Annotated in this window: 14 protein-coding genes; 8 read left to right on the top strand and 6 right to left on the bottom strand. The window is 64.3% G+C overall.

The window, feature by feature from the left end; translation table 11 throughout:
* Positions 1–35: 35 nt before the first annotated feature.
* Positions 36–845: an SGNH/GDSL hydrolase family protein gene (locus ACX80C_RS12345; RefSeq protein ID WP_459326774.1), complete on the top strand. Its 810-nt coding sequence runs from the start codon at positions 36–38 to the stop codon at positions 843–845.
* Positions 846–986: 141 nt separating this feature from the next.
* Here the strand turns inward: ACX80C_RS12345 and ACX80C_RS12350 are convergent, their stop codons facing one another.
* The 3 genes from ACX80C_RS12350 to ACX80C_RS12360 form a co-directional block, all read right to left on the bottom strand.
* On the bottom strand, positions 987–1,319 hold the full coding sequence (locus tag ACX80C_RS12350) for a DUF3140 domain-containing protein (RefSeq protein WP_459326775.1): 333 nt from the start codon (positions 1,317–1,319) through the stop codon (positions 987–989).
* Positions 1,320–1,466: 147 nt separating this feature from the next.
* Positions 1,467–3,143 (bottom strand): alpha-amylase family protein, encoded by a 1,677-nt coding sequence (locus ACX80C_RS12355; RefSeq protein WP_459326776.1) that lies wholly within the window; start codon positions 3,141–3,143, stop codon positions 1,467–1,469.
* The gene (locus tag ACX80C_RS12360) at positions 3,143–4,102 is read right to left on the bottom strand and encodes a TIGR03885 family FMN-dependent LLM class oxidoreductase (protein ID WP_459326777.1); all 960 of its coding nucleotides are present in this window, start codon (positions 4,100–4,102) and stop codon (positions 3,143–3,145) included. Before ACX80C_RS12360 ends, ACX80C_RS12355 begins: the two co-directional genes overlap by 1 nt.
* Positions 4,103–4,251: 149 nt before the next feature.
* Here ACX80C_RS12360 and ACX80C_RS12365 point away from each other — a divergent pair, with 149 nt between their 5' ends.
* From ACX80C_RS12365 to ACX80C_RS12390, 6 genes are all read left to right on the top strand, one after another.
* Positions 4,252–5,145, top strand: a complete 894-nt coding sequence (locus tag ACX80C_RS12365) for an SDR family oxidoreductase (RefSeq protein ID WP_459326778.1) — start codon at positions 4,252–4,254, stop codon at positions 5,143–5,145.
* 416 nt (positions 5,146–5,561) lie between these two features.
* Positions 5,562–6,443 carry a manganese catalase gene (locus ACX80C_RS12370; RefSeq protein ID WP_459326779.1) on the top strand — a complete coding sequence of 294 codons (882 nt, stop codon included), beginning with the start codon at positions 5,562–5,564 and terminating at the stop codon, positions 6,441–6,443.
* Positions 6,444–6,739: 296 nt separating this feature from the next.
* Positions 6,740–7,768: an iron-containing redox enzyme family protein gene (locus ACX80C_RS12375; protein ID WP_459326780.1), complete on the top strand. Its 1,029-nt coding sequence runs from the start codon at positions 6,740–6,742 to the stop codon at positions 7,766–7,768.
* Positions 7,765–8,826, top strand: a complete 1,062-nt coding sequence (locus tag ACX80C_RS12380) for a glycosyltransferase family 2 protein (protein ID WP_459326781.1) — start codon at positions 7,765–7,767, stop codon at positions 8,824–8,826. The genes ACX80C_RS12375 and ACX80C_RS12380 overlap by 4 nt, the downstream gene beginning before the upstream one ends.
* A 34-nt stretch (positions 8,827–8,860) precedes the next feature.
* A complete protein-coding gene (locus ACX80C_RS12385) occupies positions 8,861–11,326 on the top strand; it encodes a molybdopterin oxidoreductase family protein (protein WP_459326782.1) in 2,466 nt (821 codons plus the stop codon).
* Positions 11,323–11,805: a hypothetical protein gene (locus ACX80C_RS12390; RefSeq protein WP_459326783.1), complete on the top strand. Its 483-nt coding sequence runs from the start codon at positions 11,323–11,325 to the stop codon at positions 11,803–11,805. Before ACX80C_RS12385 ends, ACX80C_RS12390 begins: the two co-directional genes overlap by 4 nt.
* Positions 11,806–11,877: 72 nt before the next feature.
* On the opposite strand, the gene ACX80C_RS12395 is transcribed toward ACX80C_RS12390, so the two are convergent.
* The gene (locus ACX80C_RS12395; RefSeq protein ID WP_459326784.1) at positions 11,878–12,918 is read right to left on the bottom strand and encodes a hypothetical protein; all 1,041 of its coding nucleotides are present in this window, start codon (positions 12,916–12,918) and stop codon (positions 11,878–11,880) included.
* A 104-nt stretch (positions 12,919–13,022) separates the two neighbouring features.
* On the opposite strand from ACX80C_RS12395, the gene ACX80C_RS12400 reads away from it, so the two are divergent.
* A complete protein-coding gene (locus ACX80C_RS12400) occupies positions 13,023–13,523 on the top strand; it encodes a DUF456 domain-containing protein (RefSeq protein WP_459326785.1) in 501 nt (166 codons plus the stop codon).
* Positions 13,524–13,541: 18 nt separating this feature from the next.
* On the opposite strand, the gene ACX80C_RS12405 is transcribed toward ACX80C_RS12400, so the two are convergent.
* Together ACX80C_RS12405 and ACX80C_RS12410 are read right to left on the bottom strand one after the other, a co-directional pair.
* Positions 13,542–13,667 carry a hypothetical protein gene (locus tag ACX80C_RS12405; RefSeq protein ID WP_459326786.1) on the bottom strand — a complete coding sequence of 42 codons (126 nt, stop codon included), beginning with the start codon at positions 13,665–13,667 and terminating at the stop codon, positions 13,542–13,544.
* A gap of 65 nt (positions 13,668–13,732) precedes the next feature.
* Positions 13,733–15,196: a S10 family peptidase gene (locus ACX80C_RS12410; protein WP_459326787.1), complete on the bottom strand. Its 1,464-nt coding sequence runs from the start codon at positions 15,194–15,196 to the stop codon at positions 13,733–13,735.
* Positions 15,197–15,212 lie beyond the last annotated feature (16 nt).

Consider the following 15,212-nt stretch of genomic DNA (forward strand, 5'->3'; position numbering starts at 1 on the left):
GCATCGCCGTCGTTCTTCGTTTCTACCGTTGAATCGTGTCCAGACTGTTTGTCGCGATCGGGGATTCCTTCACCGAAGGGGTGGGGGACTGGGATGCCCGTTACCCTAACGACGTACGCGGTTGGGCGGACCGCGTTGCGAAGCAGCTGAGCAAACAGGACCCGGGCTGGCGATACGCCAACCTCGCTATCCGGAGCAAACGGCTTCAGCAGATCATCGACGAGCAGCTCCAAAGGGGGCTTGATCTGCACCCGACCGTCGTGAGCGTCTATGCCGGCGGCAACGACATCCTCGAACTGCGTGCCAGCCTGACTCCGCTCATGGAGCGCTATGAGGAGATGGTTTCGCGTATCGCGGCTGCCGGGGCGAGGCCGCTGCTGTTCACCGGGTTCGATGTTCGCCTGCACCCTATGCTCGAGCCGATGCGCCGCCGGAACTGGACCTATAACGAGCACGTCCGCCGCATCGCCGAGGACTACGGTGCGCTTCTCGTGGACTATTGGTGCTTCGACGAATACCACGACCCTCGGTTCTGGGATGCCGACCGCCTCCACATGTCACCCGCCGGGCACAAGAACATGGCCGCCCACGTTCTGCGGGTACTCGGCGTCGACCACAGCCTCACCGCCAAGCCGCTGCATCCCCGGATTCCGGTCACCGCACGCGAGTGGCTGCACCAGGAATCGGTCTGGCTCCGCGAATGGGTCATCCCGATGTTCGGCCGGCGCCTCCGCAACGTAACCCTCGGCGACCACCTCGAGCCCCGCTGGCCCACACCCATCCGCCCGGCTGAGGGGCTGAAGCGCCTGGCTGCTGAGCGGGACTCCCTCGCCAGGCAGGACTAGTACGACGACGACGGCGTCGTCCCGCTGGGAGGCATCGGATCCGTTGCCTTACCGCAGATGGGGCTGGATCGACCCTACGGATCACGCGTGAAGGCAACGGAACCGTTGGATAGGTGCATGGAGGACGAAGGCAGGCTCCCGCTACTCGAGCGGGTCATGCCCCCAGTTCATCAGCGAGTAACGCCACTTCGAGTGCTCGATGTCGGAGGACGGCTTCTGCGCCAGGTGCCGATGCACATACCCGACCACCTTCCGCATGTGGTCGACGTCCGAGTCGGTGAGATCCGCCTTCTTCTTGTGCAGCAGCTCGATGATCCGCCGGCCGGAGGCGTGACCAACGGATTCCCCGCCGTCGTCCTTCTGGCCCACCTCCCTGGATTCATCCGTATCCAACCAATTCTCGAGCTGGGAAGCGGTCATATTGACCGCTTCCTTCCACTCCGGCCAAACCTCGTCCAGGTTGCTCTCACTCATCAGCGTTCCTCCTCACCGGGAACCCGCCCGTAGACTGGGTTCATCATGATGCGTTTCATCAACAGGTACCGCACGCCCATTGTCTGGCTTCTCGTCGTCGCCCTCGTAGTCAGTATCGGCGCCGGCTTCTTCGCCACCATCTTCTAGTCACCAGAGCCGTCCCGTGCCGGGCTTCTGTACCCGGAGCCAACGGAATCCGTAGGGTTCGAGCTCCAGCTCAAGATCCTCACCGGGTGAGATCGAGCGCCTGCTGTCCTGCAGCAAATCGGTGAGTAGACCGCCCTCGGCGGGGACGTCGTCGTCGTCCAAATTAAGGGTCACGGTCGCAGGTTCCGCGGCGAAGTTGTGCAGCAGGAACACCGAGTTGCCCTCCCAGACGGATCGGTGAGCCAGCACGGCAGGATTCGGCTGGTCGATGAGCTGGAACTCGCCCCAGCCGAGCTCCGGGCACTCGCGATAGCGGCGGATCAGCGTTCCCATAAAACCAAGGAGCGACGCCGGATCCCGCCGTGCCGCCGCAACGTTCACTTTGGCGGGCCCGCACTCCCCGCTGACCAGTGGGGCGACCAGTTTGTCCGGCGGCGCAGAGGAGAAACCGGCGGAGTCTTCGTCGGTCCACTGCATCGGCGTGCGCACCGCGAGCCGGCCTTCGATGTCGAGATTCTCGCCCATCCCGATTTCCTCGCCGTAGAACAGCACGGGCGTCCCGGGGAGCGAGAACAGCAGCGAGTAGACCATCTTGATGCGCTGCAGATCCCCGCCCATCATCGGCGGGACACGGCGCTTGAGGCCACGGCCGAAGACCTGCATCCGCTCTTCCGGCCCGAATGCCGCGAACACCTCCTCCCGCTCGGAATCGCTGAGCTTGTCCAGGGTCAGCTCGTCATGGTTGCGGACGAACGTCGCCCACTGGTTGTCCGGGTCGATCGGTGGCCGCGCCTCCAGGGTGGAGGCGAGCGGCCGTGCATCCCCGCGGGCGAGCGAGAGGTACAGCTGCTGCATGGCGATGAAGTCGAACTGCATGTTCAGTTCATCCGCAGCGTCCCCGAAGAACTCCAGCTGCTTCTCATATGGCAGGTTCACTTCGCCGAGAAGGACGGCGTCGCCGGACCGCCTCGAAAGGAAGCGGCGCAGCGACTGGAGGTAGTCGTGTGGATCTCCGCTTTCATCCTCGGGCGTCCCCATGGTCTCCAGGAAGAAGGGCACGGCGTCCACCCGGAAACCTGAAAGTCCGAGCTCCATCCAGAAGCCCATCATCTTCGCGATCTCGTCGCGAACCGCTGGATTGGAGACGTTGAGGTCCGGCTGATGCGAGTAGAAGCGGTGCAGGTACCACTCCCCGGTTTTCTCGTCCTTGTTCCAGATCGAGTTCTCCTTGTCGGGGAAGACAACCTCCTTGGACGTATCGGGCGGTTCCTCCGAGCGCCAGACGTAGAAGTCGCGGTACGGATTGTCCTTGGAGGAGCGCGCCTGCTGGAACCAGGGGTGCTGGTCCGAGGTGTGGTTCACCACGATGTCCGCAATCACCCGCATGCCCCGGTCCTTCGCGATGCGGATGAACTCCACCAGGTCCCCAAGGGTGCCGAGCCGGCCGTCGACACCGTAGAAGTCCATGACGTCATACCCGTCGTCCTTCTGCGGTGAAGGATAGAACGGCATGAGCCAGACGCAGGTCACACCGAGCTCGGCCAGGTAGTCCATGCGCTGGGCGGCGCCGGAGAAGTCGCCCACGCCGTCGCCGTCGGAATCGCAGAAGGTCTCAATGTCCAGGCAGTAGATGACCGCGTTCTTCCACCAGAGGTCAGCTGTGTCGGTGATGCGCATCAGCGGACCTCAGGCAGAACGTGCTCGGCGAACGCTTCGATGAACGGTTTCTGCTCTGTGCCGACGAAGTGGAGGTACAACTCGTCGAAGCCGAGGTCGACGTACTCCCGCAGTTGCTGTGCGTGCTGCGACAGGTCCGAAGATATCTGGACAGTTGCCCGCAGTTTCTCCTCGTCGAGGCTTTTCGTAGCGTTCTCGAAGTCCGAGGGCCGGGTCAGGTCCCAGGTGGTCGGCGGTGTCACGCAGTTCGAGGCCCACTGGGTCCGCGCCAGATCCAGCGCCTCATCCTCGCTTGGCGCCCACGAAAGGTGGACCTGAAGGATGAGCTTTCCTTTCCCGCCGTTCTCGCGGTAGGCGTGGATCATCTCGGTGAGTTTCTCGTGCGGCTGGTTGACGGTCACGAGTCCATCTGCCCAGCGGGCGCTGCGCGCCGCCGTCTCCACGCTCACCGCGGGAGCGATGAGCGGCGGCTTGACCTCCGGCGCGTCCCATAGCCGTGCCTGATGCACGGTGACCAGCCCATCGTGGGTGACTTCCTCGCCGTCGTGCATTCTCCGGATGATGTCCGCACATTCCTCGATGCGCTGCTGCCGCTCCGCCTTCTCCGGCCACGCATCGCCGGTGATGTGCTCATTCAAGTTCTCTCCACTGCCTAGCGCAGCCCAGAACCTTCCAGGGAACATACTCGCCAGGGTGCCGCTCGCCTGGGCGATGATCGCCGGGTGGTAACGCTGGCCGGGGGCGGTTACGACGCCGAAGCGAAGGTTTGTGGTGGCCAGCGCGGCTCCCAGCCAGGACCAGGCGAACCCGGAATAGCCCTGCGTTGCGGACCAGGGTTCGAAGTGGTCCGAGCACATCGCGGCGTCGAACCCGGCCTGCTCAGCCAGCTGCACGTCGGCAAGTAGTTGGCCCGGCGGTATCTGTTCGTGCGATGCGTGGAAACCAATGGTCGTGGTCATGGGCGAGCCTTTCCATTCGGTGCCGGCTCAAGGCCCTTGAGGCCTCGGCCCGTCCGCTCTAGTGTGATAAGCAGGCTTAGGAATAGCACAGAGCCTAGCTGTACAGCAGATTGCCCTCAAGGGTGAACAACAAGCAGCAGGAGGAACGCATGAGCGATCAGTACACCTTCCAGAATCCGGTGACGCGATTCCCGGAGATCTCCCCACCGAAGCAGGACCAGCCCGAACCGGGCCTTGACCGTGATCTGACCCCGCAAAGCGACCGCGGTGAGCAGTCCTACCGCGGCACCGGTCGGCTTGAGGGCCGCAAGGCCCTCATCACCGGCGCCGATTCCGGCATTGGTGCTGCCGTGGCGATCGGCTTCGCACGCGAGGGAGCCGACGTCGCACTTTCCTACCTTCCCGAGGAAGAGGCTGACGCCGACGAGATTGTCCAGCTGATCGAGGATTGCGGCCGCAAGGCGGTTAAGGTGCCCGGCGACATCAAGGACGCCCAGTTCTGCAAGGACCTCGTGAAGCAGGCAGTGGACGGGCTTGGCGGGCTCGACATCCTCGTGAACAACGCTGGCAAGCAGATTGCCGTGGAGAAGCTCGAGGACCTTGATGACGAGCAACTGGACCACACGTTCAAGACGAACATCTACTCGTTCTTCCGGATCACCCGTGAGGCGCTTGGACATCTCCCGACGGGTTCGAGCATCATCAACACGACATCGATCCAGGCGTACCAGCCCTCGCCGACCCTGCTCGACTACGCAAGCACCAAGGCCGCGATCAACAACTTCACCAAGGGCCTTGCGCAGCAGTTGGCACCGCGCGGAATCCGGGTGAACGCTGTTGCTCCGGGTCCGTTCTGGACGCCGCTGCAGGTCTCTGACGGACAGCCGAAGGATGCGCTGCCTGAGTTCGGCAAGGACACGCCGCTTGGCCGCGCCGGCCAGCCAACCGAGCTGGCGCCGGCGTACGTGTTCCTCGCGTCATCGGAATCGAGCTACGTGGTGGGGGAGACGCTCAACGTCAACGGGGGCAGTCCCACGCCTTGACTCTTCTACGTAATCGAGCGGGCGCCGGCGACGCCCCTAGCGCGGAAAATGCGTTGCTCAGCGCCCGCTCGACGCGTGCCAGGCGCAGCGCGTGGTAGGGGGTATTCGCCCGGGAGTAATTCCCGGGCGGGACCGCCTCAGTCGGGGAAACGGACGGTCCCGCTCGGGGGGCTCCGGCAATGCCAGCGCCAGCGGGTTGGAACGGTGGTCTCGGGCCGTCCTTCCTGCTGCTTCCACAATCGCTGAGAGACCTTCGAAATAACTTGGAACCCACCCGGAAAAAAATAAGCTGGCTTATTACTTCCCATTTGAGGGGTAGCGAAGTTAGCGTCGAAAGACAACGGTTCCATGCTCCCCAGCCCGTACAGATGAGTTGGCTTATCCAGGGCTGGAACCATGATTGCGGAGGTTTATCCGTGTTCTTTCACAAACAGGAATTGCAGTTCAAGTCCACTCCGGATAAGCCGGATGCCGTCTACGCCAGGAAGCTACAGGAAGTCCTCGGCGGCCAGTACGGTGAAATCACTGTTGCCATGCAGTACAGCTTCCAGGCATGGAACACCCACATTCCCGGCAAGTACCGGGACCTCCTCTTCGGAATCGGTTCCGAAGAGTTCGGCCACGTCGAGATGCTCGCGACCATGATCGCGCAGCTGCTTGAGAAGGCCCCTGTCGGGATTACCGACGACGCCGTCCAGTCCGACCCGGCGATTGCCGCCGTCGTCGGTGGTACCGACATGCAGCAGGCCATCGTGGCCGGCGCCGGGGCGCGGCCGGTGGACAGCATGGGCAACCCGTGGTCCGGCAGCTACATCACCGCGAGCGGCAACCTGCTGGCCGACTTCACAGCCAACGCAAATGCGGAAATGCAGGGCCGCCTCCAGGTGGCACGGCTCTACCACATGACCGACGACCACGGGATTCGGGACATGCTCTCCTTCCTGCTCGCACGGGACACCATGCACCAGAACCAGTGGCTGGCCGCGGCGCGCGAGCTGCAGGAGGAAGGCTCGGAGAACCTGCCGGTGCCGAGTAACTTCCCGCTCAAGAAGGAGGAACGGAGCGTGGCCTACCAGTACCAGAACTTCTCCGACGGCAAGGCTGCATCCGAAGGTTCCTGGGCCTCCGGGCCAACCCCGGATGGGCTCGGCGAGTTCAGCTACCATGAGGGCCCCACCACGAGCGCCCCGATGCCGCCGCCTACGCACCCGGACTCCCGGTTCTACGGAACAACGGAGCTTCCAAACAAGATGGAGAAGATGGCAGGGAGTGTGCAGGACAAACTGAAGAAGGAGTAAGCGCTTCGTCACAGACAGCCCGCCGTGCCCCAGGTGCGGCGGGCTGATTGCTGCCGTAGGGGTGGCGCCGACGGGTTTGTGCGGTCGAAGTCAGTGGTCCCGGCGATTCTGTGCAGGATTGGGGCCTTTGCGCAGCGTGTCGGATGCGCCACGCCGATGTTCCGGCCGATTCTCAACCCAAACCTGCATCGAATCGTCCGGAGAACGTTCCGACCACAGGCGACCCGATACACAGTAGGCTTAGTATCGAAGCAGAACGAGGACGACGACGTTGTCCCGGGTAGGAAGGTACAGCCATGAAGAGTCCCCAAGCGCGAGGCGCTGCCAGCGAGGCGCTCCTTAGTATCCTGCCGAAAGCGCCGAACGACGACGACGTCGCCACGTTGCGTGCCGCAGTCCATCAGGCCCTCGAATCCACACCCAACATCCTGTCCGATGAGGATCTGCAGCTGACCCTCTTCTGCCTGTATGAACTGCACTACAGCGGCATCGACGGCGCTGATCCCGAATGGGAGTGGGAGCCGGCGCTCATTGGCGTTAGGCGTGACATTGAACGCGACTTCGAGGCCGCCCTCCGCGCCGCCGTCGAACTGCCACCGTTGGAGCCGCGGGACAGCGACGGCGTTGCCTCGGTCCTCTTCGAACTCACCGCGGCGGATAACGGGCCGAGTGTCTCGCGATTCCTTGCCAAGAAGGCCACGCTTGAGCAGGCTCACGAGTGGCTCATCCACAAGTCCATCTACCAGCTCAAGGAAGGCGACCCGCATACCTGGGCCATCCCGCGCCTGCGCGGGCGCGCCAAAGCCGCGATGGTCGAGATCCAGGCGGACGAGTACGGCGGCGGCCGCCCGGACCGCATGCACTCCGCCCTGTTCGCGCAGACCATGCGCGGCGTCGGGCTTGAGGACCGCTACGGCTACTACCTGGACGCCGTCCCCGCCCTCACCCTCGCGAACAACAACATGATGTCGCTGTTCGGCCTGAACCGGCGGCTCCGCGGTGCGATCGTGGGCCACCTCGCCGCGTACGAAATGACGTCCTCGCAACCCAACCGCCTCTATGGCAACGGCTTCCGTCGCCTGGGCTTCGATGAGGACGTCACCTGGTACTTCGACGAGCACGTCGAGGCTGACGCAGTGCACGAGCAGATCGCCGGACGTGACCTCGCCGGCGGACTCGTGGAGGCCGAACCGGAACTGCTCGAGGACGTCTACTTCGGAGCCGCTGCCGCCCTCGCGGTGGACGGCATGCTGGGAACGCAGCTCCTGGACGCCTGGGAAAAGGGCGGGTCTTCCTTGCGGACACGGCAAACCGCCGCGGCATGACCGAACCGGCGGCCTACCTCCTCCCCCTCCGCTGGACGGAGGACTCGGGTCTGGACAACCTCGCCGCCTACCTGGGGGTGATGGTTCTCGAGGCGGAGGTCGTGGTGGTGGACGGGTCGCTCGGGGAACTCTTTACCCGTCACGCGGCCGCCTTCCCGCCGGGGGTGCATCATCTGCGGCCCGTGTTCTCCTGCCGCAACGGGAAGGTTGCCGGCGTGCTGACGGGACTCGAGCACACTTCGCGCGAGCGCGTGGTGATAGCCGACGACGACGTCCGCTACGACGCCGCCACCCTCCGCAAGGTGGTCGCCCTCCTGGACAGCGCCGACGTCGTACGCCCGCAGAACTACTTCCTCGCCTTGCCGTGGCATGCCCGCTGGGACACGGCGCGCTCGCTGCTGAACCGGGCGCTCGGCTCCGACTATCCCGGCACACTGGCCGTGCGGCGGTCCACACTGATGGCCACCGGCGGTTATGACGGCGACGTTCTCTTCGAGAACCTTGAGCTGCTGCGAACCGTGCGCGCGGTGGGCGGGGTCGAGGTTCGGGCGGACGACGTATTCGTCGGCCGGCTCCCCTGTTCCCCGCGCCACTTCCTGCGCCAACGCGTCCGCCACGCCTACGACGATCTCGCGCAACCGCCCCGACTCCTGCTCGAGCTGAGCTTCCTTCCGCTGCTCGCGCTGGCTGCCCGCCGTCGTCGTGCCCTGCTTGCGTATGCGGCGCTCGCTGCAGTGGCGCTGGCGGAACACGGACGACGACGACGGGGCGGCCGGGCAGTCTATCCGGCGACCTCCGCGCTGTGGGCACCGGGGTGGGTGCTCGAGCGTGCGGTCACTGTGTGGCTGGCGCTGGGACTGCGATTGACCGGCGGGGTTCCGTACGCCGGATCGAAGCTCGCGACGGCGGGGCATTCGCTGCGGGTGCTCAGGCGGAAACATGCGGGATCCCGGCTCTCTGGCGGCACGGAGGTCCCTTGTTCCGCCCAGAGCGCTCCGATACGGTCGAAAAGGATCCACCAACCGACGGCGCTGGTTCCAGCCAGCGAACACCACTGAGTCACTGAGTTACTGACGAACTGGAGGCGATTGCATGAGCAGCAAGGACCGGATAGCCGAGCCGTGGGGGACACGCACCCCGTACGGGTCAGGGGAAAGCTGGCCCGTACGGGTGGATATGCACCTGGAGGAGGGCCTCAAACCGGCGGACGTGGACCGGTGGGTGCAGACCGCATCCATTTTGCATTCGAACGGTGACGCGCTGGACATCGCGGTGAAGGGCGACCGCATCGCGGGCGTGCGCGGAAGGGCCGAAGACCGCGTGAACCATGGCCGGTTGGGGCCGAAGGACCTCTATGGCTGGCAGGCGAACTCGTCCCCTGATCGGCTGACGAAACCGCTCATCCGTAAACGCGGGAAGCTCGTGGAAACGGACTGGGATACCGCGATGGAGCGCATCGTCGGACGCACGAAGGACCTCCTCGATGAGCAGGGTTCGAGCGCCATCGGGTTCTACACGACCGGGCAGCTGTTCGCGGAGGAGTACTACACCCTCGGCGTCTTGGCGCACGGCGGCCTCGGCACCAACCACGTGGATGGCAACACCCGGCTGTGCACGGCGACCGCCGCGGCAGCCCTCAAGGAGTCCTTCGCCAGTGACGGGCAGCCCGGTTCCTACACGGATATCGACCACGCAGACGTCATCGCCCTCTATGGGCACAACATGGCAGAAACGCAGACTGTGCTCTGGACACGCGTCCTGGACCGCCTCGCCGGCCCCAATCCTCCGCAGATCATCTGCGTTGACCCCCGGCTGACCCCGGTGGCGAAGGCGGCGACGGTTCACCTGGCGCCGCGGCCGGGAACCAACGTTGCGCTGATGAACGGGCTGCTGCACGAGATCATCGAGAACGGCTGGGTTGATCCGGAGTACATCGAAGCGCACACTGTCGGCTACAGCGAACTTCAGAAGCGGGTCAAGGAGTATCCGCCGGAGGTGGTCGAGACTATCTGCGACGTGCCGGCTGAACAGCTCCGGGAGGCGGCCCGGATTATCGGCAACGCGGAGCGGCTGCTCTCTACCGTGCTGCAGGGCTTCTACCAGTCGAACCAGGCAACAGCAGCTGCCGTTCAGGTGAACAACGTCAACATCATCCGCGGCATGCTGGGCAAACCCGGCTGCGGGATCCTGCAGATGAACGGCCAACCGACCGCGCAGAACACGCGCGAATGCGGCGGCGACGGCGACTTCCCGGGCTTCCGGAACTGGTCCAATGACGCCCATGTCGAGGACCTCGCGCGGGTGTGGAACGTGGATCCGATGGAGATCCCGCACTATTCGCCGCCCACCCACCTGATGCAGATGATGCGATATGTGGAGGACGGCTCCATCCGAATGTTGTGGGTCAGCGGTACCAACCCGGCCGTATCATTACCGGAGTTGCAGCGCGTCCGGTCAATCCTCGAGCAGGACCGGTTGTTCCTGGTGGTCCAGGACATCTTCCTGTCCGAGACCGCGCAACTGGCCGACGTCGTACTTCCCGCCGCAACCTGGGGCGAAAAGACCGGCACGTTCACCAACGTGGACCGCACCGTCCACCTGTCGGAGAAGGCGGTGGATCCGCCCGGCGACGCGAAGCCGGACCTCGATATCTTCCTGGACTACGCCCGCCGCCTGGACCTTCGGGACAAGGACGGCCAGCCGCTGATCAAGTGGAATGACCCCGAATCGGCGTTCGAGGCGTGGAAGGAATGCTCGAAGGGCCGCCCGTGCGATTACTCAGGCATGACTTACGAAATGCTCCGCGGCGGCTCCGGAATCCAGTGGCCCTGCAACGAGGAGAACCCCGAGGGAACCGAGCGCATCTACGTCGATGGCCGGTTCTGGAGCTCACCGGAGTACTGCGAAAGCTACGGGCGGGACCTGGTGACGGGCGCTCCGCTGGAACCGGACGAGTACAAGGCCATGAACCCATCCGGCAAGGCGGTGATCAAGGCAGCCGGTTACCTGCCGCCGCACGAGATCCCGAGCCAGGACTTCCCGCTGCAGCTCATCACCGGCCGCACGCTGTACCACTTCCATACCCGTACCAAGACCGGCAGGGCGCCGCAGCTCCAGGACGCCGCACCGGAAGTCTGGGTGGAGATGTCCGAGGCGGACGCGGAGGCGTACGGCATCAAGGAGGGCGACCTCGCAAGGGTGGCCACGCCCCGCGGCGCCGTCGAGGCACACGTGCGTATCAGTGGCATCCGAAACGGTGTACTTTTCATGCCGTTCCACTACGGGTACTGGGACACCAAGGGAGGGCACAAACCGGGAAAGGCCGGGAGGGCAGCAAACGAGCTGACCATCACGGACTGGGACCCGGCGTCGAAACAGCCCATCTTCAAGACGGCCGCGGCCAGCATCAAGCGGCTCAAGTCCGGCAAGGGGCCATCAGCGGCACCAACGACGACGGCGTCCGCCCCTATTCGCCCGATCGGCAGGGAAACCAAGGGCTCGCGCAATGCCGAGGTACAGGAAAGCCTGAACGGCGGGGAAGCAGGAGGAAAACGATGAAGCTGGGCCTGGTACTTCACGAACTGCACCGATCGGAGAATGACCTCGGGATCGAGCTGCTCCAGGTCTCCGAACGGAACAAGGTGGATCACGAGATCTACCACCTGGGACGGGACCTCGCGAAGTGGTCGCAGGATCATGTCCGGGAGATCGCTGAGATCGGGAAGCAGTACGGACAGGACCTCGATCCTGAACCCAAACACGAGCTGAATCTTGCCGAGAAGCTCCGCGAGAAGGGCAGTGACCTCATTGGGCGGCGCGGCACTCCGGCTCTGCTGATGCTCCGGGATCTACGCGAGATTTATATGAAAGCTTCAGGGGTTTCGGCGGACTGGGAGATGCTGGCGCAGGCGGCGCAGGGGATCAAGCACACCGACCTGCTCGAGGTGACCAAGCAGTGTCACCCGCAGACGCTGCGACAGATGCGGTGGGCTAACGCGATGCTGAAGGTCAACTCAACCCAGGCCCTGGTCACTTAGGATTTTTCGTGCAGATCTGGCGACTTCCCGCCGTTGAAGCCCACCAGACCCGCACGAAACTTCCCGTTTTGGCTAGCGGGTGTTGTCGACTGCCTCGTAATCGGCGCGGTCGATCTTGCGGTGGTACCGCATACCGGCCAGGCCGCCGAGGACAGCGCCTGCCAGCGCCGCAAGCAAAGCGACGACGACGGCGATGACCCCTGCCGTGGTCAGCGTGCCTTCGTTGACGGGCAGCCGGGGGAAGCTGTTCAGGTTGGCAAGGACGTCGAACTGCGCGCCGAAGATGATGCCAAGGACCGCCACGACGATTGCCATGATGATTGCCCACAGCCAGACGGCGATGCCCTGCTTCGCGCCGTTGAAGCGGGCCATCCGCCCGGCCACATAACCGCCCGCGTAATAGGCGAGCAGCAGGATCACGAGCAGGATGATTGCGCTGGTGATTCCCACGGTTTGTGGGTCCTGTGCTGCCTGGTCGGTTGCTTCGTTGATATTGGTGTTAGTCGAAAGGCCGAACGCCGCACCCGCTGCAGCGACCAGCGCCGTGAGGATGACAGCCATGCCTGTCGCAGTCAGCCACCCGAAGAACGCAGCGCCGAACTTCATGCCGCCGAACGTTTCCTTCTCACGCTGGTGGAGTGCGTCCCGTTGCGCGCCCGCAGGTACTGGCGTGATGTCGCGGTCGCGGTCCCGGTCGTCCCGGTCAGGATCCAGGCGCCGGTCCCTCGCGTGGTGGCCATCGGCATCCTTGGAGTGTGAAACCGGTACCGCTGCGGTGTGCTGGCGGGTGGCGTCGTCGTCGTTCCTGTTGACATTCATCGCGCGGGTTTCCGTACGGTCCGGATTGTGGTCGCGATCGTTCGAGTCGCGGGCGTCCGGCCGGTTCGCGTCACGCGGGCTTCCGGCGTCCGGCCGGTTCGCGTCACGCGGGGTTCCGGCGTCCGGCCGGTTCGCGTCACGCGGGGTTCCGGCGTCCGGCCGGTTCGCGTCACGCGGGGTTCCGGCGTCCGGCCGGTTCGCGTCACGCGGGGTCCCGGCGTCCGGCGCGGCCGATTCATCGACGTGTTTCGGGTGATTATCCCGATCGTTGTTCCCTGTTGCTGGCGTGCTCATTGATGCCTCCCTGATGTCAGGCCCGAAGGCGAATTCATAAGTAACCTTAGTATTCACCTGTGCAGGTCACAAGGGCGTTCAACTCGCGGTGGCAGACTGGGAGCATGGATTGGGAGATTGTCGTCACCGTGCTGAGTGGGCTTGCGATCGGTGTTGGAGTTGCGGGAGTGGTGATTCCGATCCTGCCCGGGAGCATCCTGATAATCGCGGCGCTGTTGGGTTGGGCGTTGACGGTGCAAAGCGCTGCCGGATGGGTGGCGCTCGGCGTCGGGGGAGTAAGCGCACTGGTGGGGTTGCTCGCCGGGACCATCCTGACCGGGAGGAAGTTGCGTCAGCGCAGGATTCCGGGACGGTCCATCACTGTGGGTCTGATTCTTGGCGTGATTGGGATGTTCGTCATTCCCGTGGTGGGGCTGGTAGTGGGCTTCGTGGTCGGCCTGGTCCTGAGTGAGTCGGCGCGGCTGCGGGACTTTCGCGCGGCGGTCACATCAAGTGGCGAGGCCCTGAAGGCCATGGGTGTGGGCATCCTGGTGGAACTGGTGCTCGCGTGCATAGCGGGCAGCGCGTGGATTCTTGCGGTGTGGACGCATTTCGCCACGCGCTGACCCGCTACAGGGAAGCCGCTAACGCCGCTTCTTGCCGTACGACTTGCCGCGTGAGTACTTGGTGTTGGTCTGGCCGTTCCGACGCTTGCCGAGAACCTTCGACGCGATTACCGATGCCAGTGCCCAAAGGATTTTCTTCAGCATGATGTCCGCCTTTCATTGAGGTATTCCACCTCTATAGTAAGCACGCTGATTATCATCCTGGCGACTCAGGCGGTGACGAATTCCTTCAGGGCCTCGAGTTGGGCGAGCCGGCACTCGGGTTTCAGGTACATCATGTGACCGGCTTCGTGGTAGTGGTGCGAGATCCGTGCACGCGCTTGCTCGTCGAGTTTCATGTGCGCGAAGACGTACTCTGCGGCGAAGTGAGGGGTGGCTCCGTCCTGGTAACCGTAGTCAACGTGGACGCGGAGGGCCGGGTTGTGGACCATGAGCCGCTCCAGCACCTCGCTTACGTCAACCGGTGCTCCCTCGAACGTGCGGTAGCTCCATGGGTGAACCCGGGCGGTCAGGATCTCGTAGGGGAGATCATTCTCGTAACCGAGCTCCGCCCGAAGGTAGTGGTTGATCGCTGCGGCGAAGGGGCCGGTGATGGCGCGCATACTCGGGTCATCATTTGACGACGACGACTGCAGGTTCGCTGGCGGTGCCGTGAACCGGCCGTCGATCCGGCCGACCACCAGGCCGTCCGCGCGAAGTAGTTCCGCCGCGAATTCGTGGTAGGCCCAGCGCAGGTTGGTACGCCGGATGAATGCCTCATCGAGGGTGGTGAGGGCGCTCAGGCGTGCGACGACGTCGTCGTACTCTGTTTCGGTGAGTCGCGCTCCCTGGCTGAGCGCATACCCGAAGTCCCGGGCCGCGAACTCCTCGGCTTCGCGTACGACGTCGGTCAGTTCCCTCCCCGGGTGGCGCCCGTGGTAGTGGGCGATGGCTGCGTAGGTGGGTACATGGAGTGCGTAGGGTGTGTCGCTGCCGGGGAAGAAACGGAGCGTGGACATGTTGAGGACCGTGGAGATGAGGCCCAGCCCGTTGACGGCCATGCCGTAGGCGTCGAAGAGTCGGCCGGCAACCGCCACGGCACGAAGGGTTCCGTAGGATTCGCCGACCAGGTACTTAGGGGAGAGCCAGCGGTTGTTGCGTGTGGTCCAGAGGCGGATCACTTCGGCCACGAGGTCGCGGTCCTCGATGAAGGCGTGGAATTCGTCGGGTTTTTCGCCTTCGATGACGCGGGAGAAGCCGGTGCTGACCGGGTCGATCAGCACGAGGTCGCTGTGTTCGAGGAGGGATTCGGGGTTGTCGACCAGACCGAAGGGCGGGGGCGTCATGGAGCCGACGTCGCCGGAGTTGACCAGGCGCGGACCGAGGAGGCCGAGGTGCAGCCATACCGAGGATGAGCCCGGCCCGCCGTTGAAGGCGAACGTTACCGGGCGGTTCTGTTCGGCGTCGTCCTTGGTATAGGCGACTACGAAGATCTCCGCCTTGGGCTTGAATCCTTCGGACTTGCCGTCCTTGATCTCCTCGCGACGCAGCACCAGCCGCCCCGTGGTGGTGGTGTAGGCGAGGCCGGATGGTGCCGTGTGCTGCCGGGCGACGAAGTCGTCGCTGACTTCCTTGACGGCGTCGGGCTCTGTCTTCTCGGTGGTGGTGTCTTCGGTTGCGAATTTGTCAGCCATGGTTTGAGCGTACCGG

Source organism: Arthrobacter tecti, from assembly GCF_054511355.1.